25 protein-coding genes and 1 pseudogene are annotated in these 23,929 nt (G+C 44.1%); 11 read left to right on the forward strand and 15 right to left on the reverse strand.

Features of this window, described 5'->3' with window-relative positions; translation table 11 throughout:
* Positions 1–9 precede the first annotated feature (9 nt).
* Positions 10–1,284 (forward strand): DEAD/DEAH box helicase, encoded by a 1,275-nt coding sequence (locus ACMXYU_RS10980; protein WP_415898676.1) that lies wholly within the window; start codon positions 10–12, stop codon positions 1,282–1,284.
* A 102-nt stretch (positions 1,285–1,386) separates the two neighbouring features.
* On the opposite strand, the gene ACMXYU_RS10985 is transcribed toward ACMXYU_RS10980, so the two are convergent.
* The gene (locus tag ACMXYU_RS10985; RefSeq protein WP_415898677.1) at positions 1,387–2,940 is read right to left on the reverse strand and encodes a methyl-accepting chemotaxis protein; all 1,554 of its coding nucleotides are present in this window, start codon (positions 2,938–2,940) and stop codon (positions 1,387–1,389) included.
* 170 nt (positions 2,941–3,110) lie between these two features.
* Entirely contained in the window at positions 3,111–3,392 is a 282-nt protein-coding gene (locus ACMXYU_RS10990) for a hypothetical protein (protein WP_415898678.1), read from the reverse strand.
* A gap of 368 nt (positions 3,393–3,760) precedes the next feature.
* Here ACMXYU_RS10990 and arsB point away from each other — a divergent pair, with 368 nt between their 5' ends.
* Positions 3,761–4,792, forward strand: coding sequence for an ACR3 family arsenite efflux transporter (arsB, locus tag ACMXYU_RS10995; RefSeq protein ID WP_415898679.1), 1,032 nt, complete (start codon positions 3,761–3,763; stop codon positions 4,790–4,792).
* Positions 4,793–4,827: 35 nt separating this feature from the next.
* On the opposite strand, the gene ACMXYU_RS11000 is transcribed toward arsB, so the two are convergent.
* Together ACMXYU_RS11000 and ACMXYU_RS11005 are read right to left on the reverse strand one after the other, a co-directional pair.
* Positions 4,828–5,019, reverse strand: coding sequence for a hypothetical protein (locus ACMXYU_RS11000; protein WP_415901144.1), 192 nt, complete (start codon positions 5,017–5,019; stop codon positions 4,828–4,830).
* 6 nt (positions 5,020–5,025) lie between these two features.
* Positions 5,026–5,247, reverse strand: a pseudogene (locus ACMXYU_RS11005) (BLUF domain-containing protein); the annotation flags it as partial.
* 182 nt (positions 5,248–5,429) lie between these two features.
* On the opposite strand from ACMXYU_RS11005, the gene ACMXYU_RS11010 reads away from it, so the two are divergent.
* On the forward strand, positions 5,430–5,762 hold the full coding sequence (locus ACMXYU_RS11010; protein WP_415898680.1) for a hypothetical protein: 333 nt from the start codon (positions 5,430–5,432) through the stop codon (positions 5,760–5,762).
* A 39-nt stretch (positions 5,763–5,801) separates the two neighbouring features.
* Here the strand turns inward: ACMXYU_RS11010 and ACMXYU_RS11015 are convergent, their stop codons facing one another.
* Together ACMXYU_RS11015 and ACMXYU_RS11020 are read right to left on the reverse strand one after the other, a co-directional pair.
* Positions 5,802–6,407, reverse strand: a complete 606-nt coding sequence (locus ACMXYU_RS11015) for a LysE family translocator (RefSeq protein ID WP_415884027.1) — start codon at positions 6,405–6,407, stop codon at positions 5,802–5,804.
* Positions 6,408–6,519: 112 nt separating this feature from the next.
* Positions 6,520–7,443 (reverse strand): LysR family transcriptional regulator, encoded by a 924-nt coding sequence (locus tag ACMXYU_RS11020; protein WP_415898681.1) that lies wholly within the window; start codon positions 7,441–7,443, stop codon positions 6,520–6,522.
* Between the two features lie 313 nt (positions 7,444–7,756).
* On the opposite strand from ACMXYU_RS11020, the gene ACMXYU_RS11025 reads away from it, so the two are divergent.
* On the forward strand, positions 7,757–8,374 hold the full coding sequence (locus ACMXYU_RS11025; RefSeq protein ID WP_415898682.1) for a LysE family translocator: 618 nt from the start codon (positions 7,757–7,759) through the stop codon (positions 8,372–8,374).
* Between the two features lie 53 nt (positions 8,375–8,427).
* Here the strand turns inward: ACMXYU_RS11025 and amt are convergent, their stop codons facing one another.
* The 3 genes from amt to ACMXYU_RS11040 all read right to left on the reverse strand — a co-directional run bounded on the left by amt (position 8,428) and on the right by ACMXYU_RS11040 (position 12,462).
* Positions 8,428–10,722, reverse strand: a complete 2,295-nt coding sequence (gene amt, locus ACMXYU_RS11030) for an ammonium transporter (RefSeq protein WP_415898683.1) — start codon at positions 10,720–10,722, stop codon at positions 8,428–8,430.
* Positions 10,723–10,926: 204 nt separating this feature from the next.
* A complete protein-coding gene (locus tag ACMXYU_RS11035) occupies positions 10,927–11,544 on the reverse strand; it encodes a nitroreductase family protein (RefSeq protein ID WP_415898684.1) in 618 nt (205 codons plus the stop codon).
* 9 nt (positions 11,545–11,553) lie between these two features.
* Positions 11,554–12,462: an EamA family transporter gene (locus tag ACMXYU_RS11040; RefSeq protein ID WP_415898685.1), complete on the reverse strand. Its 909-nt coding sequence runs from the start codon at positions 12,460–12,462 to the stop codon at positions 11,554–11,556.
* A 113-nt stretch (positions 12,463–12,575) separates the two neighbouring features.
* Between ACMXYU_RS11040 and ACMXYU_RS11045 the strand changes: the two genes are divergently transcribed.
* Positions 12,576–13,076 (forward strand): MarR family winged helix-turn-helix transcriptional regulator, encoded by a 501-nt coding sequence (locus ACMXYU_RS11045; protein ID WP_415898686.1) that lies wholly within the window; start codon positions 12,576–12,578, stop codon positions 13,074–13,076.
* A gap of 268 nt (positions 13,077–13,344) precedes the next feature.
* Here ACMXYU_RS11045 and ACMXYU_RS11050 read toward each other — a convergent pair whose 3' ends face one another.
* Positions 13,345–14,277, reverse strand: coding sequence for a universal stress protein (locus ACMXYU_RS11050; RefSeq protein WP_415898687.1), 933 nt, complete (start codon positions 14,275–14,277; stop codon positions 13,345–13,347).
* 212 nt (positions 14,278–14,489) lie between these two features.
* On the opposite strand from ACMXYU_RS11050, the gene ACMXYU_RS11055 reads away from it, so the two are divergent.
* The 6 genes from ACMXYU_RS11055 (at position 14,490) to ACMXYU_RS11080 (ending at position 18,165) form a co-directional block, all read left to right on the forward strand.
* Positions 14,490–14,903, forward strand: a complete 414-nt coding sequence (locus tag ACMXYU_RS11055) for a DUF2892 domain-containing protein (RefSeq protein ID WP_415887599.1) — start codon at positions 14,490–14,492, stop codon at positions 14,901–14,903.
* Between the two features lie 177 nt (positions 14,904–15,080).
* Positions 15,081–16,355, forward strand: a complete 1,275-nt coding sequence (locus ACMXYU_RS11060) for a GGDEF domain-containing protein (RefSeq protein WP_415898688.1) — start codon at positions 15,081–15,083, stop codon at positions 16,353–16,355.
* Between the two features lie 184 nt (positions 16,356–16,539).
* Positions 16,540–16,839 carry a hypothetical protein gene (locus tag ACMXYU_RS11065; protein ID WP_415898689.1) on the forward strand — a complete coding sequence of 100 codons (300 nt, stop codon included), beginning with the start codon at positions 16,540–16,542 and terminating at the stop codon, positions 16,837–16,839.
* 42 nt (positions 16,840–16,881) lie between these two features.
* On the forward strand, positions 16,882–17,178 hold the full coding sequence (locus ACMXYU_RS11070; protein WP_415898690.1) for an antibiotic biosynthesis monooxygenase family protein: 297 nt from the start codon (positions 16,882–16,884) through the stop codon (positions 17,176–17,178).
* 35 nt (positions 17,179–17,213) lie between these two features.
* Complete coding sequence (locus tag ACMXYU_RS11075; RefSeq protein WP_415898691.1) at positions 17,214–17,597, forward strand: hypothetical protein; 384 nt, start codon at positions 17,214–17,216, stop codon at positions 17,595–17,597.
* A 229-nt stretch (positions 17,598–17,826) separates the two neighbouring features.
* Complete coding sequence (locus ACMXYU_RS11080) at positions 17,827–18,165, forward strand: zinc ribbon domain-containing protein YjdM (RefSeq protein ID WP_415898692.1); 339 nt, start codon at positions 17,827–17,829, stop codon at positions 18,163–18,165.
* 78 nt (positions 18,166–18,243) lie between these two features.
* On the opposite strand, the gene ACMXYU_RS11085 is transcribed toward ACMXYU_RS11080, so the two are convergent.
* From ACMXYU_RS11085 to ACMXYU_RS11105, 5 genes are all read right to left on the reverse strand, one after another.
* The gene (locus ACMXYU_RS11085; protein ID WP_415898693.1) at positions 18,244–18,624 is read right to left on the reverse strand and encodes an NUDIX hydrolase; all 381 of its coding nucleotides are present in this window, start codon (positions 18,622–18,624) and stop codon (positions 18,244–18,246) included.
* Positions 18,625–18,702: 78 nt separating this feature from the next.
* Positions 18,703–19,050 carry a Fis family transcriptional regulator gene (locus ACMXYU_RS11090; protein ID WP_415898694.1) on the reverse strand — a complete coding sequence of 116 codons (348 nt, stop codon included), beginning with the start codon at positions 19,048–19,050 and terminating at the stop codon, positions 18,703–18,705.
* Between the two features lie 57 nt (positions 19,051–19,107).
* Positions 19,108–20,397 carry a hypothetical protein gene (locus ACMXYU_RS11095; protein WP_415898695.1) on the reverse strand — a complete coding sequence of 430 codons (1,290 nt, stop codon included), beginning with the start codon at positions 20,395–20,397 and terminating at the stop codon, positions 19,108–19,110.
* Entirely contained in the window at positions 20,397–21,215 is an 819-nt protein-coding gene (locus tag ACMXYU_RS11100) for an outer membrane lipoprotein-sorting protein (RefSeq protein ID WP_415898696.1), read from the reverse strand. Before ACMXYU_RS11100 ends, ACMXYU_RS11095 begins: the two co-directional genes overlap by 1 nt.
* Entirely contained in the window at positions 21,208–23,811 is a 2,604-nt protein-coding gene (locus ACMXYU_RS11105; protein WP_415898697.1) for an efflux RND transporter permease subunit, read from the reverse strand. Before ACMXYU_RS11105 ends, ACMXYU_RS11100 begins: the two co-directional genes overlap by 8 nt.
* Between the last annotated feature and the right edge of the window lie 118 nt (positions 23,812–23,929).

Consider the following 23,929-nt stretch of genomic DNA (forward strand, 5'->3'; position numbering starts at 1 on the left):
CACTTCAATATGTCGTTTTCTGCGCTCGGTCTATCTGATTTCTTGCTATCTGCACTGTCTGATTTAGGCTACGAACAACCTACGCCTATTCAGCAACAATCTATCCCTGTGACACTAGAGGGAAAAGATGTTTTAGCTGCAGCAGAAACAGGATCCGGTAAAACCGCCGCATTTACATTGCCGATTTTACAAAGCCTAGCGACAGCCCTACCGCCACGAAATAACTTAGTTACCGCACTGGTATTAGTGCCTACGCGTGAACTGGCAGTACAGGTGGAAGAAGCGATCCGTCAATACGGGCGTAACTTCCCAAGAAAGCTTAAGTCTCTGGCGATTTACGGCGGCGTATCCATCAATGCACAGATGCAGGCGATGCGCGGTGGCGCAGATATTGTGGTAGCAACACCCGGGCGACTGATCGATCTATTCGAGCGTAATGCCGTAGATCTACGTAATGTCAGTACCCTAGTACTCGATGAAGCTGATCGCATGTTGGATCTAGGTTTCGCTGATGAACTGGATGACATCCTTGATGAACTGCCAGAGCAACGCCAAAACTTGCTGTTCTCAGCGACCTTCCCAAAAGGTGTGCAGGAACTTACCGACGATTTTCTGGATAACCCAGTCAAAATTAAGATCGAGCAAGAGAGCACAATCCCAGAACAATTGGTTCAACGTGCGATTGAGGTCGACCACAACAACCGCACTATGCTGTTGAAGCACCTGCTTAAACAGCAAAATTGGGCTCAAATTCTGATCTTTGTTGCCAGCAAACGTACCGCTAACAATGTCGAGATGAAGCTTTACCGCTCCGGTATTCAAGCGAAAACCCTACATGGTGATCTAACACAGAAAGAGCGTAACCAAGCGCTTCAAGAGTTTAAATCAGGCGAATGTAAAATCCTGATTGCGACCGACCTTGCAGCCCGTGGTATCGATATTCCAAACCTACCCTGCGTACTTAACTACGATCTACCTCGTGCCGCTGCCGATTACGTTCACCGTATTGGACGTACTGCTCGTGCGGGTGAGATCGGTGAAGCGATCTCTTTTGTCGATCACGAAGGCGACGCTCACTTTAAATTGATCGAAAAGCGCACTCAGCAAAAGATACCGCGCGAGCAAATCGAAGGCTTTGAACGCTCCAAAGAAGTACCCAAAGAAGTGTTAGCTAAAAAAGGTAAAGCGCCTGTGAAAGGTAAACGTAAAAGCAAGAAAGACAAACTACGCGAAGCGGCTGCGGCTGAGAAGAAAGGCATCGTTAATCCATGGAAGAAGTCATAGCCAAAGTAACGAGTAGCTACTGTAAAGATCAAGGCTTAATCGGCTCAGCCCTAATTGAAGCCCTCAATGCTAACTTAGGGCTCCTTTCGACTAAATCAAAGCCTATCTCTTAAACCCGTTCACCAGCTCTTTCATCTCTGCAGCCACCTGAGTAAGCGAATCTACTTTACCTGTAGTTTGATTCACTTTATCGAGGCAATGGGTGGCTAGAGAGGAAATATTAGTAATCTGTCCGTTAATCTCTTCAGACACCTGCGCTTGCTCTTCTACAGCAGCCGCCATCTGCAAAGTCATCTGAGCAATATTACTCATAGCTTCTGAAGTTTGTTTAAACATAGATTCTGATTCCAGAACCTTCTGTAATCCCTCTTCTGCACCTACCTGCCCTTTATCTGCAGTATTGATAGCATCTTGAGAGCGCTGATGTAGCCCTTGAAGTATTGCGTGGATCTCTTTGGTGGTTGATTGGGTTCGCTGGGCGAGCTCTCGAACCTCTCCTGCAACAACAGCAAAACCTCGACCTTGATCCCCCGCCCTAGCAGCCTCAATTGCAGCATTAAGCGCCAACAGATTAGTCTGCTCTGCTATATCATCAATAACTTGGGCGGCCTTTACTATAGCCTCAGTTTCCTCAGTTAACTTGGTCACTGAATCGGAGATATCCTGAACGGTCATTTTAAGGTGCTGCATCTGTTGGATATTGGAATCCGACATATTCAGCCCTTCAATGGCCAACTTATCGGCATTATCGGCTTTGTCCGCAACACTCTGAATATGACCGGAAACTTCCGAAATGGTAGTAGACATCTCATGCATCGCCGCTGCAATTTGATCCGTCTCGGCTTGCTGGCGCTGCATATCGATTTCTGACTCCTGTGCAAGCGAGTGTGCAACATCAGCGTTATTAGCAACATTCTCAGCGGAATCTTCTATACGGGTTAACACCGTGGTTAAGTGAGACTTTTCGCTCATAATGGACACCCTGACATCACCCAAAGTGACCGGATCATCAGTATATGTCGCTACGGCAACCGGATGGCTAAAAGCTAAAGACAGTTCGGATTTAAGTGATGAAAGCTCTTTTTTACGACCAAACAACTGTAATCCTACAAATCCCAAAGCCAAAACAGACCACAGATAGAGCCCTGCAGCCTCACTGATAGCCAAAGCTACAACGACAGAAACAAGTAACGCAACAACAAGCCCTATTTGATCAAGACGGCCACTCAAAGGACTTATAAATGACTGGCCTTTATTTATTTTGGCGTATATTTTTTCGGCACGTTTTACATCTTCCCTATTGGGAGGTACACGTACAGATTCATAACCAATCACCTCGCCATTTTGGGTAATTGGCGTGACATAAGCATTAACCCAGTAATAATCACCATTCTTACATCGATTCTTTACCAGTCCCATCCAAGGCCTACCGGCCTTAATATGATCCCAAAGAATGCTAAACGCTGCTTCAGGCATATCAGGGTGCCGAACGATATTGTGTGATTTACCGATAAGCTCTTCTTTAGAAAAGCCACTAATCTGAACAAACGCGTCATTACAATGCGTAATAACACCACGCTTATCCGTTGTCGAAATTAGCTTAACGTGTTCTGGGAAGGTTTGTTCATTTTCTGTGACTGGCAGATTCTTCTTCATTGAAAGCACCAAAACGTCATCAAATACTTGTCCATGAACTACAGAATAGACCAAAATTAGTGACTAATAGCTCAAAAAAAACGAACTATAAATCTCAAAAATTTTAACGAATAAAAAATATCACTAAATCATGAATTGATCCCAAAAACGATAAGGTAGGGCTGATAAGATCAGTGTGTTTGGATATCGTCGTCTACTTTAGAACACAATCGATCGGCATATTCTTCAAGAGCTGTTTCATACATTTCTCTCCAAGAATTAAAGCTCGTATGCGTTGCTATGACTTTATCAAGTTGCTCGTTTTGTGTATTAGGATAAAGCTCTGACTTTATATTGCACTTATGCAGCATCTGCCACAGATTTGTAAAACAACTATTACTGGAAAGAAAAGCCCTAGGGAATAGCTTTTCTAGCTCGCCATCATCTAAGCTAGCATCATCAAATCTGTTCATTTTGAAAATCCTTTCCCATCAACAGTACACACATAAAGTGTAGGCCTTTATTTATCAGTTTTACTATGAAACTTAGGTACTCGCCCAAAAGGCTTAAGAATACAGCTCTATTAAGTAAGCGTATTACACCGTTAATAGACGCCAAAAATGCGTAATACGCTCTGCTTTTACACCATTCAAAATAGCTGTGTAAGTAAACACCACGTTTATAAGCAGGAATTAACTATTGAGAACAATTACGTCAGAAAGTAGCTACCAGATCAGCCTTTGTATTAACAGAGATCCTTATATATGGAATTACATATATATGATTTTGCGTATATAATCTAAACTCTCTTTCTTATCAAACAAGATTAGGTTTTAGCTTTATGGGCATATTCGAACGCTTCCTCACCCTTTGGGTAGGTGTCTGTATTCTGGCGGGTGTCGTACTGGGAAATCTTATCCCAACCTTCTTTGAGCAGATCGCAGCGCTAGAATTTGCACATGTAAATCTAGTGGTCGCTGTATTTATCTGGGTGATGATCTACCCGATGATGGTCCAGATCGACTTCACAGCGCTACGAGATGTTGGTAAACGACCAAAAGGTATCGCGCTGACGCTAGTGGTAAATTGGCTGATTAAACCCTTCTCTATGGCACTCTTAGGTTGGCTGTTCTTCCGGGTACTCTTTGCAGATCTGGTCGACCCTGAAAGTGCCAGTGAATATATTGCAGGTATGATTCTACTGGGCGTCGCTCCATGTACCGCAATGGTGTTTGTCTGGAGCCAACTCACCAAAGGCGATCCTAACTACACCTTGGTTCAGGTATCGGTAAATGACGTTATTATGGTGTTTGCCTTTGCACCGATCACCGCCTTTCTTCTCGGTGTGAGTGATATCAGCGTGCCGTGGGATACCCTACTGCTATCCGTCGTTCTATACGTATTATTGCCGCTAATTGCTGGCATCTGGACAAGGCATAAACTGGAACAAGCAGATAACGGCCAGCGTCTAGAATCATTCTTAACCACGCTAAAGCCTTGGTCGATCCTCGGCCTACTAGCCACTGTAGTTCTTTTATTTGGTTTCCAAGCAGAGAAGATCGTTAACCAACCGCAGTCGATTCTGCTGATTGCAATCCCGCTACTAATCCAAACCTACGGTATTTTTTCACTGGCCTACTTTGCCGCGAAGTGGATGAAACTCCCTCACAACATCGCTGCCCCTGCCTGTATGATCAGTACCTCTAACTTCTTTGAGTTAGCTGTGGCCGTGGCTATCTCCCTATTTGGTCTGCATTCCGGTGCAGCATTAGCAACGGTGGTGGGTGTATTGGTGGAAGTGCCTGTAATGTTGTCGCTGGTGGCGTTTGCTAATCGGACAAGGCATTGGTTTCCCACGGCTGGCCGTGGCTAGAGGCTAGCAAATAAAGGGAGGAGAGCCCTTTAATCTCACAACGATGGAACAGACTCTCTTAGTGCTAGCAGCATTTGGAATGCGCTTTCTCCAGACATTTTATAGGGATCGAATTCAGGTGTGCCCGAGAACTTTAGATTAATAGGTGCGGTTAGACTCGATTCCGGAATATAGCCCATCGACCATTCACAAAACTCCCTTGTCGAGATCTCTTTGTAATCGAGCATGATGATATTACTATGCCGAGGGTCATTTAAAATATTGTAATAGATTTTATTAACCTGTGTACGGGAACCTTCGAGACACTGGAGAAAGTAGTTTCGATTGAAACAGAGCATGCCTGTCACATTTTGTTTCCTGTTATTTCGGCGGGCAACCTCTATGATGGCTTCTATGTCCTGTGGGGAAAAATTGTCTGAGATTGTGCTCGTGTACACTAATCTTGTTAAGAACATAGTGGCCTCCCCGCTTCGTTTTAGTTAAACATAGTGTATTAGGCATTATTCTCAAGGTGACACTAACAATTTGCTTTGTAAGCTTAATTTCTATCTTCTCCGCTCACATCAAGTAACAGAGCCAGATAATCTCACAATAAGTTATAATATAACTTTTCTTGTCAGCATTAAGGCTCTACTCCATGTCATTTAAATTTTTCTACACCGACTACTCTACTGATAAGCATGTGCGCTCGGATGAGGCTGTATCTGAAACCTTAGAGAACGTGATCGTGCATATGCAGAGTATGCTGAATGAGCCGGATAACTTTATCGGCTTGATTGATGAGAACAATCTGATGCTGCAGTTTATGGTTGAGGATGATGGTTCGATTCTTGTAGATGTACCGATGCATGAACGTAAAGGTTCGTTTACTAAACACGCTGACCTGAATGAGTCGATTGAGATTGTACGCAGTCTGAATGATGAGATTGTGTGGGAAGAGATCGACGGTCTGCAGTTTAAGAACTGGTAAGCCGAATACCAGAAAATGAAAGGCGAAAAAACGGATCGCTTATAAAGCGATCCGTAGTGCTAGACCAATCATCACCAAACCACTCACTTGATCGATCTCTTTAGCCTTTTTCTGTAGGGCTTTAATGACTTTCTCTTTCGATAGCACTACCGCTACGCTGCATAGCCACAGCATATCGATACATACCACGGTGCCCATATAAATCAGCTTTTCGGTCACCGATTGATCCGCCGATACAAACTGCGAGAACAGTGCGATAAAGAACAACGCCAGTTTCGGGTTTAAGACAGAGATCATTACCCCGTCACGTACCGCTTCTGAATACGGGCCTACGGTTTTATCTTTACCGAAGTTAGCATTGCCTTTTGAGCGTATCGCTTTTAAACCAAGCCATGCTAGGTACAAAGCACCGACATAAGTGATCACTTGGTAGAGCATTGGGTGTTCCGATACCACAACGCCCAAACCCCATAAAGTTAAGATCGCCCAAACCGCTACGCCGGTTGAATGACTTACCGCAGTGATCACCCCGTGTTTACGGCCATTACCTAATGTCTGACGCAATACTACCGCCAAGCTTGGGCCTGGAGACATAGTGCCTAATAGACATACAACAACGAATGAAAGCCAGATGGCCAGAGTCATGGGAGTCACCTCGATCAGTAGATGGAGGCATTGTAGTTAGCTGTAAGGAATTAAAAAAATGCAAATACCAAATACCGACTATGATTTAAAATCATACCCTGTTTGATAAGTGCTATTCCGTTGCATGAGTGTCGATATGCATCTCGTCACGGAGCAGATCTGCGATCAAATTGCGTAACCAACGGTGGGCTGGATCTTGATCGTGAAGTGCATGCCAGCAGAGGTGGTAGTTGTTCTGCGGCACTTCATCTAGCGGAAGTTCAGCATAACTCAGAGGGAAGTGCACCAAAGCATTGCTAGCGATATGCTGTGGAAGGATCATCAGCATCGGTTCGCTAGATAACACTTGAAACGCCGCGGAGAAGAATGGCACTTCGAATTGGATGCGACGTTGTAAGCCTTGGGCTTCCAGCGCACGATCAAAGAAGGAGTCTTTATCGCCACCGCTGTTTAAACGCAGGAATGAGTATTCGAGCATCTTTTCTATAGTAAGGCTTTCACCAGCGAGCGGATGGTCTTTCGCCATCAAACACACTGGGCTATCTTGGCCGATATGAATGCTCAGTACATTTTCTGGCAGACTGTTGGTAGTGGTTGAAGCGAGATCGAGGGGAAGCTGGCCCAAACGTGTCAACAGTTCGGGGCGCCACATCTCGTAGCTGATATCGATCCCCGGTGCTTCTTGGCGGAGCTTTTGCAAAATATCAGGAAAGATAAACTGCGCGACATGATCGGTACAGGCAAAACTGAATCGACGCACACACTCGGCGGGGTTAAAACTATCACCTTCCCCTAGTTCATCCACCTCAGCCAGAATAGCCTGCACTTTAGGCAGTAGCTCTTTGGCTTTGACACTTAGCAGGTAGTCATTACCTTCGCGAATCAGTAGTGGGTCGGCAAAGTGATCGCGCAGCTGACTTAACTGTCGACTCATCGCTGATTGCGTAAGGTGCAACCGGTCCGCAGCACGGGTTACATTGCGCTCTTCCAGCATAATGACTAATGCACGCAGCAGATTCAGATTCAGTCGATTCACAAAGATTCAGCCATAGTTCTCTAAAAGGTTAATCATAATCTATCTGATCCTATCCATCGAACACTAGAGTCTGTCCATGAAACGCTAGGGGCTATCCAGTAAACGCTAATGGCTTTCCATCAAACGCTAGAGCCTATCTGTACCGCTTTTAATGCCATCACAGTGTAACTGTGTTGGATCTGTGACGGTTAATTATCTCTTTTCTGCCTCTGCACCTAGAACTTTACTTATACGACACTATATAGCTTACGAACATTTCCACTTTTGTATTTAGTTATCTGTTACAGAACTTATAAGTTACGGAACTCTTTTTATGGAAATCTATTTAGCGATTTTAGTTTTTGCTATCTCATCCACGATAACCCCCGGCCCCAACAATATTATGATTATGACCTCTGGGCTTAACTTTGGGGTTAAGCGCAGCATGCCTCACTTACTAGGTATCTGCTTGGGCTTCCCGTTGATGGTGGTTGCAGTTGGTTTGGGCTTTAGTGCAGTATTTGAGAAGTTTCCAATTATTCACGAGATTATCAAAGTACTCGGCGTGACTTATCTGCTTTACCTTGCGTGGCTGGTGGCTTCTTCTGCCCCTACGTCGATGGAGGGAGATCAGAAATCTAATCCGCTGACCTTTATGCAGGCGGCACTTTTCCAATGGGTAAACCCGAAAGCATGGGTGATGGCGACCGGCGCGATTGCGGCTTATACCTCGCAAGATACAACGATGCTGCTGCAAGTCATGGTGATTAGCCTGTCCTTCTTTGTGGTGAGTTTCCCTTGTGTAGGCGTATGGCTGATCTTTGGATCGGGGCTGAAACGCTTCCTAAAAGAGGCAAAGTACCAACGAGTATTTAATATCTCGATGGCACTTTTATTGATGGTTTCGGTATTGCCGGTATTGAACGAGTTGAGAATAACGTACCTCGCTTAAAACAAAGAAAAGGCCGCATCATGCGGCCTTTTGGTTCATTCCCATTTATAGTTTTAAGCTGCGCGCCTATTGGTTTTAAAGCTGGCTACCACGCTTTCCAGCTGCTCCATATCAGAATGCATGTGACTCGCATGCGTTTCCAATTCAGTACTTAGACCTTGGGCGTTATTCGCTTCTGTGTGAATACCCTGTAATCGGTCTTTTAACATCTCAGATGACTGTTTCTGCTGCTCTGCAACTACAGCTATCTGTTGGTTCATATCATTGATCTGTAAAACAGAATGGGTAATTGCACGCAAAGATTCTGCGGCGGATAGAGAGCGATTGACACTCTCTTCTGCAACTTGCTGACCGGATTGCATAGTCGTGTCTAATTTGCCGATCTCGCCTTGTAGACTTAGAATTTTCTTTTGTATCTCTTTAGTCGCTTTTTCAGTACGTACTGCTAGGTCACGCACTTCATCAGATACAACCGAGAACCCTCGCCCTTGATCTCCTGCACGAGCAGCTTCAATCGCAGCATTAAGTGCAAGTAAGTTCGTCTGCTCTGCAATGGTTTGAATAAGTTGAATAATTTCACCAATAGACTGACTTTCATCTTTCAAACGCGCAGTGTATTGAGAAGCCTGTAGGATATTATCTGCAAGTTCGTCAATTTTGAGTTTCACCTGCTCTACTTCAGATTCACCCTGACTCACCATATCCGATACACGACTAACCTCAGAAGCCCCCTGCTGAGTGCTAACTGCGGTCTGTTCTGAAGTAACGGCAAATTCCCGCATAAGTTCAGTCGCAGCTTCGGTCTCATAAGTTTGGGAATCCATACCCATCGCCGTAGACTGAGAGGCTGATCTAACCCTTTTAGCTGCGTGCAGTCCCCTCTGGGAGACCTGAGCCATAGTATTTACCGCTTGTTCCAATTGATCTAGAAGAGCATTGAATGCTTGCGCTGTTTCACCTGCCTCAGTTCCAGCTTCAACCTCTGCTCTTAAGCTCAAGTCACGGCTAGCAATAATCTTCTGTACGGTATTCATGGTATCTAACCATGCAGTTCTGGCATTGTGTTCTGCGACGTTAAGTCCTACCTGCTCCTCTTCTGGAGAGATACGCAATTTGCCAAACGTTCTCAGTAACCAGAAGAAGATCAAACCTGTTGTAAACGCCCAGACAAAGACACTAAACGCACCGGTTAGCTGCACAACAAACTGATCAAAACGACTATCTAGAGGTAAGTTTTCAATTGGAGCGAATAGCGCCAAAGCAATCGTTCCCCAAACACCACAAACGCCATGAACAGCCACCGCACCAATTGGATCATCAACCTTCATCCAATTTAGTAATACATACTCAGCCATATAAAGAACCATGCCTGAGAAAATACCTGTGATAATGGCGCCCCAAGGGCCTAAAACCTGGCAACCTGCCGTAATACCTACAAGACCACCTAAGGCACCATTGAGTACCTTGAGGATGTTAACTTTACCTTCATCCATGACCAGAGAGATTAATAGCACAGTCAAACCACCTGCAGCCGCAGATAGATTGGTGTTCACTAAAATCATCGGGACATCTTCGTTAACGGCTAATGTGCTGCCACCGTTAAAGCCAAACCAGCCAAACCATAGTAAGAAAACACCTAAGGTTGCCAAAACTAGGTTATGGCCTGGAATGTCCTGAACTTCACCTCGATCATTAAATCGTCCTAAACGCGGCCCTAAAACCAAAGCACCAGCCAAGGCAACCCATCCACCAACAGAATGGACAACTGTAGAACCTGCAAAATCGACAAAACCTTGCTGCTCTAACCAACCGCCATCACCGCCAACTAGGGCACTACCCCAGATCCAATGACCGGACACCGGATAGATCACACAAGAGATCAGCACAGAGATATATAAATAGTCCTGAAAGCGCATCCTTTCAGCGACTGCACCCGCCACAATAGTCGCGGCAGTACCTACAAACATTGCCTGAAATAGGAAGAAGGCATAATCTTGAGGGCCAGATATATGGTGATCAGCCGAAACAAATTCGCCTATAAATCCACCACTATCAAGTCCAAACATTATGCCAAAGCCAAGCAACCAGAAGCCTAAAAAGGCAATAACAAAGTCAGCTATATTTTTTATAGCGACGTTGTAACTATTTTTAGCTCTGATACATCCAGCTTCTAAAGCGGTAAAACCAGCCTGCATTAGAAAGACTAAAGCAGCAGCAAGAATTACCCATAAACTATCGATCCACACCTTTGCATCAACCAGCTCTTCAGCCGCTTGTACTGGCAACGATAGAACTAAAGCTACTACGGGTCCCCACCTAAGTAGCTTAGTCTTTTTAAGTGCTTTCATGTCATATCCCCCTAGAAAGCGAAAAACTTGATTACGCAGTCGCAAAAAACAAGCCAGCTTTGCAAAAAAGGGCTGAAAGCCTTAAACCATGAAGTTTATAAGGAAAATACGATTTATCTATAAATTACAAAGAATTACCGCAGCGCACAAAAATACAGCATGCATGGCACCACTTACTAACAACCGCACCACTTAGGTGCAACACTAAACAAACATAGTGACATCTTCCATTGGCTGACGTGGTTTCTGCGGCCAGCTCTGTTTTGCAGGGTAGCCAAGCGTTACCAGCATTACTGGGATATCAGTCTCTTCAAGCTCAAACTCAGCGTGTAACTGACCTGGATCGAAACCCGTCATTGCACCTGATGCGATACCCATGCCATGAGCCGCCAACATCATGGTCATACCCGCTAATGAACCCGAACGTAGTGCCTCATCTCGCTGAAGGGTGTAATTACCTTCATGAGCATTAGTCGCCATTTCGACCCAACCATCCGCTACATCTTGCGACATGATATTGGCCTCTACCACTGGGCTTAGCTGTTTCGGCAACTGCTGATAGCCTTTTAGTGTGCCGCAGATAATCACTGTGGCTGATGCATCTAGAATTTGAGGCTGATTAAAAGCGATTGGATGCAGTTTCTGTTTGGCTTCTTCGCTAGAGACAACGATAAACTTCCAGTTCTGCATGTTGTAAACCGAAGGCGATAGCGTCGCTAATCGCAACAGCTCTTTAAGCTGAGCATCTGATAGCTGCTTGTCTGCATCGTAACGTGCTACTGAGGCACGGGTTTCAATCAGTTGGGTAATCATATCTTTCATAACAACTCCTTACTCTTTAGCTTCAGCAACAACAGGCTGTTGAGAACGTGAAATAGATTTAGATGATGAAGAGATTTGCACGACTAAAATGCTGACCAACACTGTGATCAGCCCAAGTAATGCAAAGCCCTGTAAGCTTTGATCTAACAACCACCAGCCCAGTACCACTGCAGTAACAGGGCTCAGCAGTCCTAAAGATGACACTGCGACTGGCGGCAGTGTCGCGATACCTTTAAACCACAGTAGATAAGCGATTAACGCTCCGAATATGGAAAGGTAGGCGTAACTTAGTATTTCTGTACTGCCCAACGTAGGCAGAGCAGGATCTAGAAAATAAGCAGCGGGAAGCAACATCAGCCCACCCAGCAATAACTGCCAGCCGGTAAACGCCAATACCGGAAGCGAGCTATGCCAACGTTTCGCCAAGTAGGTTCCGGCCCCCATGGAACACGCGCCAAGAAATGCCGCAATAATTCCCCATAGATCCCACTCAGCATTCGGCGACAGAAGCAGTGCAGCCATGCCGATAACACCAAAGATGGCTGCAATCACTGTAAGTAAACGTGGCGCTTTGCTATCCACCAGCCAGATCAACAACATCAGCAATAATGGCTGAATAGCTCCGACAACAGCGGCGATCCCGCCGGGTAAGCGATATGCGGCTACAAACAATAACCCTTGGAACAGTCCAATATTTAGCGCGGAGAGAATGATCAACCTGCCCCACTCTTTGCGCTTAGGCAGATAAAAACTCATCAATAACAGCAAGAGCCCCGCAGGAAGTACACGAATCAATGCAGCGGTATAAGGACGATCAGCAGGTAAAAGCTCGGTCGTAACGATATAAGTCGAGCCCCAAATTATGGGTGCTAGTGCCGTTACAACAATGCTCACGCTGTTAAGTAATTTACCGATCATCCTCGTCACCTTGGTTATTTTATATCGATGAAGAATTTATCTTGAATTCAAGATATAATTAAACAATGACAGCAAACTATCTTGATATCAAGATAAATTTTCAGGTGTAGCAAATGACAGATAAATCAGCGGATGCCGTAGATAAGATAATTTCGCAGTGGAAATCAGAAAGACCAGAGCTTAATTCTGAGCTGATGTCCGTAACGGGGCGTATCAAACGAAGCTCGGCATTAGTGCAGCAAAGGCTAGAAAAAACCTTTTTAGAATATGGACTTAACTACTGGGAGTTCGATGTTCTGGCAACACTTTGCCGATCTGGCTCACCCTATTGCTTAGCACCGACCGCGCTGTTTTCTACCCTGATGGTGACCTCTGGCACAATGACCCATCGTCTTAAAGGATTGGAAAAAAGGGGTTTAATCAGCCGCTGCACTAATCCCGAAGATGCGCGCAGCATGTTGGTTAAATTAACCGATGAGGGTTTAGAACTGATTAACGAAGCAGTAAGCGCCCACGTTGATAACCTTGACCGGTTAATGAGCGCCTTCTCTGAAGAGGAGAAAATTCAGATGGACAAAAGCTTAAAACGCTTACTAGAAGTACTAGAGCAATAAACTAAAATCTATAAAAACAGGGTCAAAATACAGAAAAATGGTGCCATCACCACAAAAGTAAAGCACTTCCCCATCACCTAAAATAAATTATGTTGCGGGTTCTTCCAAACGTAGAGCCCGTTAATTAACAAGGTAATAGGGATGGCGAACATGCCTATCAAAAAAGCAGCCAAGCCAGCCCAGGAACCATTACCTTGATTCATACTGGCAATAATAAAAATTACTAATGCCTGAAACGACGAAGGCAAAATAACACCAATAAATACCCTCATGATTCTGGTACAGGGCAAACAAAATCGGGATGTTTAACGATCATCACGTCACAATCCACATGATCGACTACATGCTCCGTTGTGCTGCCGACTAATAACCGATCCAGAATAGTACGGGCCACACCACCCATCACAACCACATCGATTTTATTGTGTTTTGCATAGTTGCTGATGGTCAGATCCGCTTCGCCTTTGATGATGTCGACCAGATCAGATTCGATACTCAATCCGTATTCTTGGAGCAGTTCATCACAGGAGCTAAAGTGACTTCGTTCCACTCGCTTCTGCAACGCTTCGTAGTCTGTAACCACATGCTCATCAAAAATCACTTCTTGGGGTAAGGTGTTATAGCAATGCAAAATCCTTAACTCGCTATGGCCATCATCCATCATTTCACGGGTTCGCTGTATCAGTTCCCGATCTAATACACCTTTCTCATCACCTTTATGTAAGGGGTCGATACAAGTCACAACACGTTTATGGTCGCCCCAAGGTCGCTGCTTCACAAACAGAACAGGTACGGGGCATTTTCTCGCTAGTTGCCAATCAACAGGGGCAAATAGGTAATGGCCCAATCGAGTATGCGGCTGAATTGAGTGAAGAACTAAATCTGGTTGGAAACGCAGAACCTTTCGAACAATCCCTTCACCAGTATGACGATTCCAACTGGCATCAAACCCCGTTTTTATACCTAAAGCTTCGATATTTAGGCAAAGCTCTTCAAGCTTGGCTTCGGTTTGTTTAACGTAGGCATGCTCGGCTTTTAATTCTTGCTTGGAATCAAACATGTGACTGTGTTTGAGCGAGCGGTTGTAACAGCAACTAAACAGCTCTAGAAAAGCAGAATGTTGTTCAGCTAGGTTTACTGCTTTCTCTATAAGGCTGGAGTTATCGTGTTTAAAATCGATATTAACCAGTAACCTATCCATCTCTTCCTCACCAGCAAGTGGTTGATATTCCTCTCTCTATACTTGCAGTCTGGATCCTAAACTGAAGGTTTTCCAGTTCGTTTATTCTCTGCCTTATAACAAAGCATGCTTTCACTACATTTAATTATAAAAACTTGAACTAAGCCCGATCTTTATATTAGATATAACTTATATATAATATTTCTAACGACTTTCTACTTAAAGGAATCATCATGTCTCTTAACGCCGCGCTTCGTCTGATGGCTGGCAGTGTCATATTAGCTAGCTTAGTTTTAGGTACTTACGTGAATGCTAACTGGTACTACCTCACCGGTTTTGTTGGCCTTAACTTATTCCAATCAGCTTTTACCGGCTGGTGCCCTGCCGTGTTTATTTTTCAGAAGCTGGGGTTAAAAGCAGAAAGTTGCAATTGTGAAGGCATGACTATAAACCAAGGCCTGCACATTATTGCTGGATGCGTGGTGATGCTAACAGTTGCTCCAGTGATGTTCTTACAAGCACCGCAAGCGTTATTAATCGTAACGGCTATCGTAGGTGTGAGTCTGACCCAATCGGCACTAACTGGCTGGTGCCCAGCTATGATGGTTGCGAAATTTTTAGGTTTTAAAAGCACCCAAGCGAGCTAATTTAATCCGCTTCCCATCGACCTAGCTTCCCCGCCTCTTGTGCTAGGCCACAAAAACAAGCCGGAATATATCCGGCTTGTTTAACTTCCTTCATTTTGTTGTCTAAAAACAATATTTTTATTTGTGATGCAGATACAATAACGAATCTTATTTAGCTTCAGAATTTTATAGATATACATGCTATTGCGATCTGCCGGTTTAATACTGCCCTCTTTTATTCTGCTATGTGCGGCAGGCCTGTTATTACCTATTACCGCTCAATTGAGTGAGGAATACCAACAGATTCTCACTCTGACGCCTTATCCTCTAGCGATCATTGTTGCGCTATTAGGCTACGGTTTTAACCGCAGTCGCATCTTATTTGCCGCAGTAAATCTTTGTGGAGCCTATTGGTTGATTCAGAATGGGCTCCAAACCAGTTTGAATCAGCCAGATGCCTTTGTTCTGTTCAGCTGCATATCGATACTGCTCCCTTTCCATCTTGGCTGCATTGCGCTGTATAAAGAGCGGGGGTTATTTACCCCTGTCGGTATCATCCGGCTGTCTGTCATCCTGATTAGTTACGGGGTTTTATATCTAATTTGGTCCAATGGTTCCTTAGGACTCTACCTAGCGAATCTGCCGATGATGATGTTAGAAATGCTGTTGCACGAGTATTACCTAAGCCAAGCAGCTGCACTGGCATTTGGCCTTGGCCTTGTGCCAATTATGCTCTCGTTTGTCTTTAGGAAGACCTATACAGATGCCGCTTTACTAGCGAGTTTATTGTCTGCCCTAATCATGCTGAGTTGGTTCCACCAGCCGATGATCTCTGCGCTATTTATTTCGGCAAGCATGATTGCACTGGCTATTTCGGTTGTTCAAAACTCTTATCAAATGGCATTTATTGATGAACTCACTTGCATTCCTGCCCGTCGCGCATTGCTTGATAAGTTCTCAACCCTAGGCAAAAAATACACACTAGCGATGTGTGATATCGACCATTTTAAAAAGTTTAACGATACCTACGGCCATGATGTCGGCGACCAAGTTTTGAAAATGGTTGCAGCCAAACTCAACCAAGTCAGTGGTGGCGGTAAAGCCTACCGCTATGGAGGTGAAGAGTTCACGCTGGTATTCCCAGGTAAAAGCGAAGCAGAAGCCCTGCCTTATATAGAACAACTGCGTGAAACCATCGCCAATTATCCCATGCATATTCGTAATAATGACCGCCCAGACGATAACGAACAGGGCCAAAAGATGCGAAAAAATGCACCGGAGACTGAAATAGTCAGTGTCACCATCAGCATAGGCTTCTGTGAAAAAACACCTGAAATTCCTGACCCAATGGCGGTCATGAAAAAGTCCGACGAAGCCCTTTATGAATCAAAGCGTAATGGCCGAAACTGCTCTACAGCGGTTCATTACAAACCTAAGACTCAGAAGCGCGGGCATCGTAAGGATTATGCTTAAACGCGCTTCGCATGTATGCTGATGAATAATTTGGGTCACCGACTTTAATAACGGATTACATTGAAAAGGATTTTTACATGGAAGTACTCTTTCAAGTTGCTTTGTTACTTTAATCTTCAGTTCAGCGGCTATTAAATTCTATCAATCAATCGCTTCAAATCTATTGCTATAGAAAGAGGTAATCATGATCTATGGCGATATAGCATCCGATGTTAGTTACTACGATATCTATCCCGAGTTACTTCAGCTTGTACAACAAACATTCTCAAATGTAGAGTCGGGTGTGCAAGGTGATGCTTGGATTTGGATCTATGAGGGTGAGGAAAAGGTCGCTCTAGATACCTTTACCAGTATGCGCTTTCAAATCAAGTCCGATAATATTAACGGCCTTTTAGTACAGAAAGTCATTTCTAAACTAGGCGAACACTACAAACTTTATATTTACGATCAACCCGAGTTAGAAGGCCACGAAGATACATTTTAACCCTCGAAGTCGTAGTCAGGAAAAGAGATATCGGAGATTGAAATGGTAAGAGTTGTTTATCGATGGCAGGTTCCAACAGAGAACTTCGAAGAATTTAAAGCGATCTGGACCAATACTACCAATCAGATCCATGAAACGGTTGAGGGTGCCCTGGGCAGCTTTATGCTGAAGTCCGTTGAAAATGAAGACGAAGTGATCACCATTGCCAAGTGGGACTCCCTAGCATCTTGGAAGAATTTCTGGGGAAATGAAAACCCAGAACAGATGCAGAAGATGAGAATGCTAGGCAAACGTATATCTGCAGATGCATACGAAGAGATAGAAGACTATACCCGTTAAGATCCTCCACAACGGATAATAAGGACATTACCTATATGAATATAATTGGATATCTATTAACCGCTGTTGGTTTATACGCACTGTATACCGATGGTATCGTTTTAGGCTGTGTAATATTTTTCATCGGTGGTCTTCTCGTCGGCAAGCTATTTTTCTGCTTACGCAGCCTTGGAGTCATAATAATTGCGGCCTCTGTCGCATATGGCTATCACAATAGCTTCACCCCAGAAGTTTTGTTTTGCCTTGCTGTAGGCATTTTCTTAGCAACCTTTAATCGAAATCGATCCTCACGGAATAACGGCGGTGATGAAGATGGCTGGGGAATAGATATCGATTTTTTCTCATCCGATTCGGATAGCAAATGCAATAACAGAGACAACGCAAGTTGCGGTGGGGATTCCGGTGGCGGCGGGGATTAATCCGCAGAAGGAAAGCTCAACTCTACTTTCTTACTTGTATAGAAAGTCAAAGCTAGGCTAACTGGTTTAGCCACTTATTGTCAGAACCTACCTTCTGAAAAAGTAAGCTAAAAGTGCGATCCATCTCAATTAACTCATTATTTTCGTAATCTCAGAGGTGCAAACCACTCGCTTAGTTTTACTAGAACTATTACCATTCACGCTCAACTAATTTACAGAAGTAGAAAGTATGTCTTTACCACCTTGCCCTGAGTGTAATTCTGAATTTGTTTACCAAGATCAAGAGCTATTGATCTGCCCTGAATGCGCTCATGAATGGAACCCTGCTGAAACAGATGCTGAAGAGGAAGTCTTTGTTGTTAAGGATTCCAACGGCACCCAGCTAGCTGATGGCGATAAGGTGACTTTGATCAAAGACCTTAAGGTTAAGGGCAGTTCTATCGTTTTGAAGATCGGTACCAAAGCGGTAATCAAACGTATCGTTGAAGGTAAAGATCACGAGCTTGACTGCAAAGTAGATGGTGCAGGCGATATGATGGTGACAGCTAAGTTTGTAAAACGCGCTTAATTTTATTACCTGCCAGCTCTCCATCTGCAGGCTGAAACCCTCAGCCTGCTCAAAGGATTATGCATTATTAGATGCTTCTCACATTAACTCAGCAGCTACTAACGCTTTTTTATCCGCTTCGCTGATACTTAACTTGTGACTAGGCTTAACCCACTCTACATCTTGCGCCTCCAGTGCCATCACCTCTCCAGCCCATTTATCAACTAGGTAATAATGCAACATCTGATCTGGCGACGCTGCAAATGGATGCGAACCTAAAAACTTATAAGATAACGGTATAACTGAAAGCTCTTCCTCTACTTCTCTCTTCAAGGCTTGTATGTGGGATTCGTCTGGTTTTATATGCCCACCCGGTATATTAATAGCTGCTGTCCCAGTTTTATCATCAGCCCAGCGATGTTCAAATAAAACCTGGTCGTCCGTCGTTAAAACAAAGCAAACACATTCTTGTACTGACACAGAGATCTCCCCAAATAAAACTGAGGTTTGTACGTAAGCAACAACAAATTAGAGCTTTTTATATGGGTAGAAGGAGCTTTATAAACGACTAAGCCTTAAGTTCCAATCTCCGCCACAAACCTCTTCGCAGGCTTCTTCTGAATCAAAAATAATCTGTTGGGTGGGCTTATTGAGCTTTACTCCCGCTTGAGCCAGCTTCTCGGTGATTAAACTTTTTAAAAACTGATCCTCATGGGCGTTTCTAGCAAGCGTTAGAAGTGATTCATCATCAAAGACAGCAACAACCTTTAGGGATTCAGGGTAACGAGAAAAATCCACTTTATGAGTAATCCAGCAAAAGCCTGGTACTGATTCCAACGCAATATCACAAACGTCGGTCAGCGTTTCACGGAGTGTTTTTTCTAGTTTTTTATCTGATTTATTCATGTGGCTTATTCAAAATAACCATAGCTTCTAGGAAAGATGATCATAACTGATTTAGCATTAATAACCCCACCTGATCCTCGCATACAGATTAGATGCATCTTCAAACTGACCGAAGAATGTATGTGCTTCTTGACCACCAAAAAGATTCGCGCCAACGATCAGTTGTAACTCATCACTGAAACGATATTTTGCCGAAGGTCGATGATAGTAATCATCATCTGTCGGTGAATAAAAACTAAACCAACCGAGTGTTAGATTATCCTGTAAAGCCCGATAATTTAGGCGTAGGGTCCATAGCTCTCGGTTCTGATCAGATCGATAAGGTGAGTTGCCATCATTAGCGATCAGCGCGTCATAATCTTGTGTGTGTTCAAGATAATACTGCAGCCCTATTGTAAATTTCGGCAATAGCTCCTGCTCATATCCAACTAGAAAGCGCACTTGGTTATTGGGTAGCAGCGGATTTGATCCTTGATCGTCTTCACCCTTATACCAAGCAATTTCACCCTGCCCTATTCCCTTCCCAATATTCGCTCTTAAGCTTGCCCCAACAGCTCTTAGTGGCGAGAAATAGGCATGGCCTTGGACGTTCAGTGCATTGGGCCGTTTCCAAAAACCTCTATAGGCATATAAAGCCCATTCGGTATTACTCGCTCCCCATTGCGCATTCCCATAGAAACGCGCCGCGAATTCACCGTTAGAAAACCTCTCTTGGGGATAATCCGGAACCAACGTATATTCAGGAGAGGCTACCTGCTGACCAGCCAAAGGTGAGAAATAGGAAAAGCGCTCACCATTAATAAATTGATCATTAGTAAAAACTGGCGTCCACACCAGATCTAAATTCGCTTTATTGCCATAGTAAGCAAGTTTGATGCTGGTCGATGGCGCTTTTAAGTATTCATCATCGCGCCCAGAAAAAAATGACTGCCAATCCTTTGCAAATAGATCATTCAGGAACAATAGATCACCCGTTCCCCAGGTTAATACCTGATGTCCTAAACGCAGATCCAACGAATTACTAAGTTGTAGATCAGCCAATGCTTCCCTTAGATTAAATTCAGTCGCTCCTTCCACCCCGTCTGTGTAGAGGTCAGCTTTGAAGCTATAACGGCTATCGTTCGAGAAGTATTCCGTTTCTAGCCGTCCTCGGAGTTCAGCTAGGGTTTTAGCTTCAGCTAGAACAGGATCGTTGCTTAATCGCCCACCAGCTCCCATTTCGATAAATCCATGCCACTGAAGAGTTTCACTCGCCTCTTCATCCCAATCACTTTGCTCCCAATCATCAGCTTGAGCTGCAGAACTAACGGCCATAAGGCCTAATAGAAATAAGCTTGCCCGAATCATCACTGCCTCCGAAGCCACTGGCGAGGCGGCTTACGCAATGAACGTTCTGAAAACACAGCTTGCTCCATACCTAGATCATATTTTTGATAACGGAACTCCATGATCGTTTCAGCGCCACTACGCAGATCCATCGCCTTAGATTGGATTACGGTGATATTGCCTTGAATCTCGTCGCTTTTGATTACCTCAATGCGGCGATAGAGCTGGCCGTTATCGTCGAGATATTCAATTTTTTCCGGCAGATAATTTTGTTTATTTATCCATGTGGAATAACTACTAAACTCAACCTCTGCAGCTTTTATAGGCGTACTTTTAATTTGATAGTAGCTTTCACCTGTTTCGATCAATTGATGGGTATCTTCTTCGATACCACGTCCAGATACATCCTCATAAAAGAAATGTGAGCCAACAAAGCTAGTTCGTTTATCACCAGCAGAGATACGTTTAACCAAATCTAGCCCTGGAAGATATAACCAACGGTCATCATCCTTACCGGGAGTTTTAGCAACTAAAAACGCTGTATTTCTCACATCTGATGGACGGCTAAAGACAACCAGAAAATCCTGCTTACCACCATCCTGCCTATCTCTTCTTAAGATCGTAAACTGACGTTTTTGCACTCGGCCTTGGCTGTCTTTTATCAACATCCGAGCTTCAGAGCGGCCGTCATCACCGGCGTAATATGCTGTTAAATTCGCCTTTGCAACAATCTCGTTCGCATCCGTTAAATCTACGGCCAACGTGTTGGTTGCATTAGCAACTAACACAGAGAACAAAGCCACAAAGAGCGTTGTTTTTAAAAAGTTAGGTTTATACATTTTGCTTTTCCTCTATGGATACGCTTCTCTTTGGATCACCAAAAAGTGAGGCTTTATTGCTAATCAAGTGGATAACAGCTGGCAGTAAAATCACAGTAACAATCGCAGAGATGCTCATGATTAAAGCCAAGAAAAAACCAACTGTGATGTAAGGTACCAGCGGTGCGAAGAGCAAAGGTGTAAATCCAACCGCGACCACGACCGCATTGCGACTAATCGCTCTAGCAGGCCCTTGATAGACTTCATTAACTGTCTTCGGCCAGTTGCCAGTACGTCGATAGATAGCACGGCAGCGCTCCAAAAAGTGGATAGCGAAATCGACCGATAAACCTAGGGTCAACGCTGAGAGAACGGCGATCGGCATGTCATAGTCCTTGCCGATAAAACCGATCAGACCATAGATAAATAAGATGGTAACCGTGAGCGGTAACATAGCGAGTAAACCGATCTTTATAGAACGAAACAGCACAACCATCATCAACAACACCATGAAGAATGCGCTAATCAAGCTATTCAACATGCCGTTTACCATCTGCTCTTGCCAAACGACATTAATGTAGGTCAGACCCGCCCAGTTCATCTCGACACCTTGCGGTAAAGGGTTTTCAGACACAAAGCGATCGACCAGCTCAATTACTTGGCTCATATCTTGGTTATCACCGCTACTAAGCTGTAGCCACAGTAAAGTGGCATCGTACTCAGGTGTAACCATGTGCCAAAGATCGTCAGGTCGATGGGACGATTGAAAACTCAAGACCGTTTGAGCGGCCGCAGAAGCATCAGCAGGCAATTTAAACTGATCATCCTCCCCACCTCTTAATTCACGATTCACCGTTTTAAGTAAAGTACCTAGAGAGTTAGTTTTACCCACCAGCTCAGATTGATCTAAGTAACTCTGTAGCTGATCTAGATACGCTAAACCTTCAGGTGAAAGAAAATACTTTGCCTCTTGCTGCGCTGCTTCAACCTTATCTAGAAAACTCAGCCAAAAGTCTTCATGAACAGGGTCATCAAACGATAGATCATCGAATGCAAGGGCAAGCGCCTGTAAACGTTTACTCGGTGAATACGCCTGCGTCTCTGCTCGCAGCTGAGTTATTTTCAGCATTACCGCCTCTGGCAACGACTGGCTTGTTAGCTCCTGCCAAAACGATTCACCTAATTGTTCAGACGGTTTCTCCAGCACAAGGTATGCATTATAAGTCCCGGCAAAATGAGCGTTCATAACCTGGTCGGCTATACGTAGGCGGTGATCCTCTTTAAACCAACGCACTGGGTTATCGTTAATTTGAATGGTACTTACACCATAAACCGATAACGCTGATATCAACGCAAAAACAATTAAGATCCCCTTAGAGCGGTTGGTAGAGAAACGCCCCGCAGCGCTCAGTAGCCAACTTAGATTTTGCGATGAATCCTCTCTCACCGAATGATCTTTAAGCACTTGTAAACGCTGTGGCGATAGACTCACGATAAATGCTGGCACAAGAAAAACAGTCAGAACAAAGGCCAACATAATGCCAAACGCAACGTGCAGGCCAAAAACCTGTACAGGTGGAATCGGGGTTAACGCTAAAGAAGCAAAACCCACTGCAGATGTAATCGATGTGTATAGCATCGGTGTGAATAGATGACCTAGTACCTCCTGTAACGCCTGCTTAGGATCTTCCCCCGGTTTATATCTATCAGAAAATTCAGAAAGTAAGTGCACCGAATCTACGACAGCAATAGGCATCAAAAAAATAGGGATCATCGAACTCATGATATGTACTGTATGGCCCTGCCCGATCAATACGCCCATAATGATAATCACCGTAGCCATAGCGACCAGCATAGGTGCAGTAATCAGCAATAGAGAACGGAAGAAAAACCACATCAACACAAAAATCATCAAACCGGCTAAGGGTGCAGAAATGGCCATCTGGATAAACATCTCAACACCAAAGGTATCTTCTGCAACAGGTAAACCCGCAATATGAAATTCGTTACCTGAATCTGGATACTTCAGTTGTAACCCATCAATAACCGCTTGAATTTCATTCGCTAAACGGTAGCTTTCTGACTTATCAATGATCGGAATATAGATCGCCGCCGCTTTGGCATCGGCCGATACCAAGGTATTTTTTAACAGAGGGAGGCGCTCGACCGCGGCTTGAATTGTGTCTACTTCAAGTTGAGTTGAAGGGGGAGTTTTCATCATCCATTCAAACAAGATTGCGCCATCCTGCTCAAATGACTGGCTGATGTTATCAACCGTGTTTAAAGCCATTAGATCTTGACGAATAACCCCTTCTATCGAATCAACTGCTGTTGAAATATCATACAGCGCCGATAGTGTTGCAGGGTTATATACCCCTTTTTCATGTAGGGAATTCACAATCCCGACCACAATCATGTCATGTAAACTAAAACGCTGCTTCACCTCATCATGCAACACACGATCAGCCTGGTCGTGAGGCAGCATATTCTCTGGGTCTGTATCTATTTTTATGCTTGAAATCTGTAACAAAGCAATCAAAACCAACAAAAACACCAATGTAAAAATAGCTTTGGGTTTCTGTATTGGTAAGACCAACCAAGGAAAATTAAAGCGCATTTGATGCCTCGATATGACTAAATACAATAACATTAGAATATACTAATATATAAAATAAATAATAGTCAAATTGCGAATATAAGGTGTTCTAAGGTATCATTCAGTTTGTTATAAAAAA

The organism is Neptuniibacter sp. QD48_11 (genome assembly GCF_047778095.1).
GTDB lineage: Bacteria > Pseudomonadota > Gammaproteobacteria > Pseudomonadales > Balneatricaceae > Neptuniibacter.

Coding starts and splice junctions, on each gene's coding strand:
- ACMXYU_RS10980 (WP_415898676.1), top strand. CDS start 10: ATGTCGTTTTCTGCGCTCGGTCTATCTGATTTCTTGCTATCTGCACTG.
- ACMXYU_RS10985 (WP_415898677.1), bottom strand. CDS start 2,940: ATGAAGAAGAATCTGCCAGTCACAGAAAATGAACAAACCTTCCCAGAA.
- ACMXYU_RS10990 (WP_415898678.1), bottom strand. CDS start 3,392: ATGAACAGATTTGATGATGCTAGCTTAGATGATGGCGAGCTAGAAAAG.
- arsB (WP_415898679.1), top strand. CDS start 3,761: ATGGGCATATTCGAACGCTTCCTCACCCTTTGGGTAGGTGTCTGTATT.
- ACMXYU_RS11000 (WP_415901144.1), bottom strand. CDS start 5,019: ATGCTCGATTACAAAGAGATCTCGACAAGGGAGTTTTGTGAATGGTCG.
- ACMXYU_RS11010 (WP_415898680.1), top strand. CDS start 5,430: ATGTCATTTAAATTTTTCTACACCGACTACTCTACTGATAAGCATGTG.
- ACMXYU_RS11015 (WP_415884027.1), bottom strand. CDS start 6,407: ATGACTCTGGCCATCTGGCTTTCATTCGTTGTTGTATGTCTATTAGGC.
- ACMXYU_RS11025 (WP_415898682.1), top strand. CDS start 7,757: ATGGAAATCTATTTAGCGATTTTAGTTTTTGCTATCTCATCCACGATA.
- amt (WP_415898683.1), bottom strand. CDS start 10,722: ATGAAAGCACTTAAAAAGACTAAGCTACTTAGGTGGGGACCCGTAGTA.
- ACMXYU_RS11035 (WP_415898684.1), bottom strand. CDS start 11,544: ATGAAAGATATGATTACCCAACTGATTGAAACCCGTGCCTCAGTAGCA.
- ACMXYU_RS11040 (WP_415898685.1), bottom strand. CDS start 12,462: ATGATCGGTAAATTACTTAACAGCGTGAGCATTGTTGTAACGGCACTA.
- ACMXYU_RS11045 (WP_415898686.1), top strand. CDS start 12,576: ATGACAGATAAATCAGCGGATGCCGTAGATAAGATAATTTCGCAGTGG.
- ACMXYU_RS11050 (WP_415898687.1), bottom strand. CDS start 14,277: ATGGATAGGTTACTGGTTAATATCGATTTTAAACACGATAACTCCAGC.
- ACMXYU_RS11055 (WP_415887599.1), top strand. CDS start 14,490: ATGTCTCTTAACGCCGCGCTTCGTCTGATGGCTGGCAGTGTCATATTA.
- ACMXYU_RS11060 (WP_415898688.1), top strand. CDS start 15,081: ATGCTATTGCGATCTGCCGGTTTAATACTGCCCTCTTTTATTCTGCTA.
- ACMXYU_RS11065 (WP_415898689.1), top strand. CDS start 16,540: ATGATCTATGGCGATATAGCATCCGATGTTAGTTACTACGATATCTAT.
- ACMXYU_RS11070 (WP_415898690.1), top strand. CDS start 16,882: ATGGTAAGAGTTGTTTATCGATGGCAGGTTCCAACAGAGAACTTCGAA.
- ACMXYU_RS11075 (WP_415898691.1), top strand. CDS start 17,214: ATGAATATAATTGGATATCTATTAACCGCTGTTGGTTTATACGCACTG.
- ACMXYU_RS11080 (WP_415898692.1), top strand. CDS start 17,827: ATGTCTTTACCACCTTGCCCTGAGTGTAATTCTGAATTTGTTTACCAA.
- ACMXYU_RS11090 (WP_415898694.1), bottom strand. CDS start 19,050: ATGAATAAATCAGATAAAAAACTAGAAAAAACACTCCGTGAAACGCTG.
- ACMXYU_RS11095 (WP_415898695.1), bottom strand. CDS start 20,397: ATGATTCGGGCAAGCTTATTTCTATTAGGCCTTATGGCCGTTAGTTCT.
- ACMXYU_RS11100 (WP_415898696.1), bottom strand. CDS start 21,215: ATGTATAAACCTAACTTTTTAAAAACAACGCTCTTTGTGGCTTTGTTC.
- ACMXYU_RS11105 (WP_415898697.1), bottom strand. CDS start 23,811: ATGCGCTTTAATTTTCCTTGGTTGGTCTTACCAATACAGAAACCCAAA.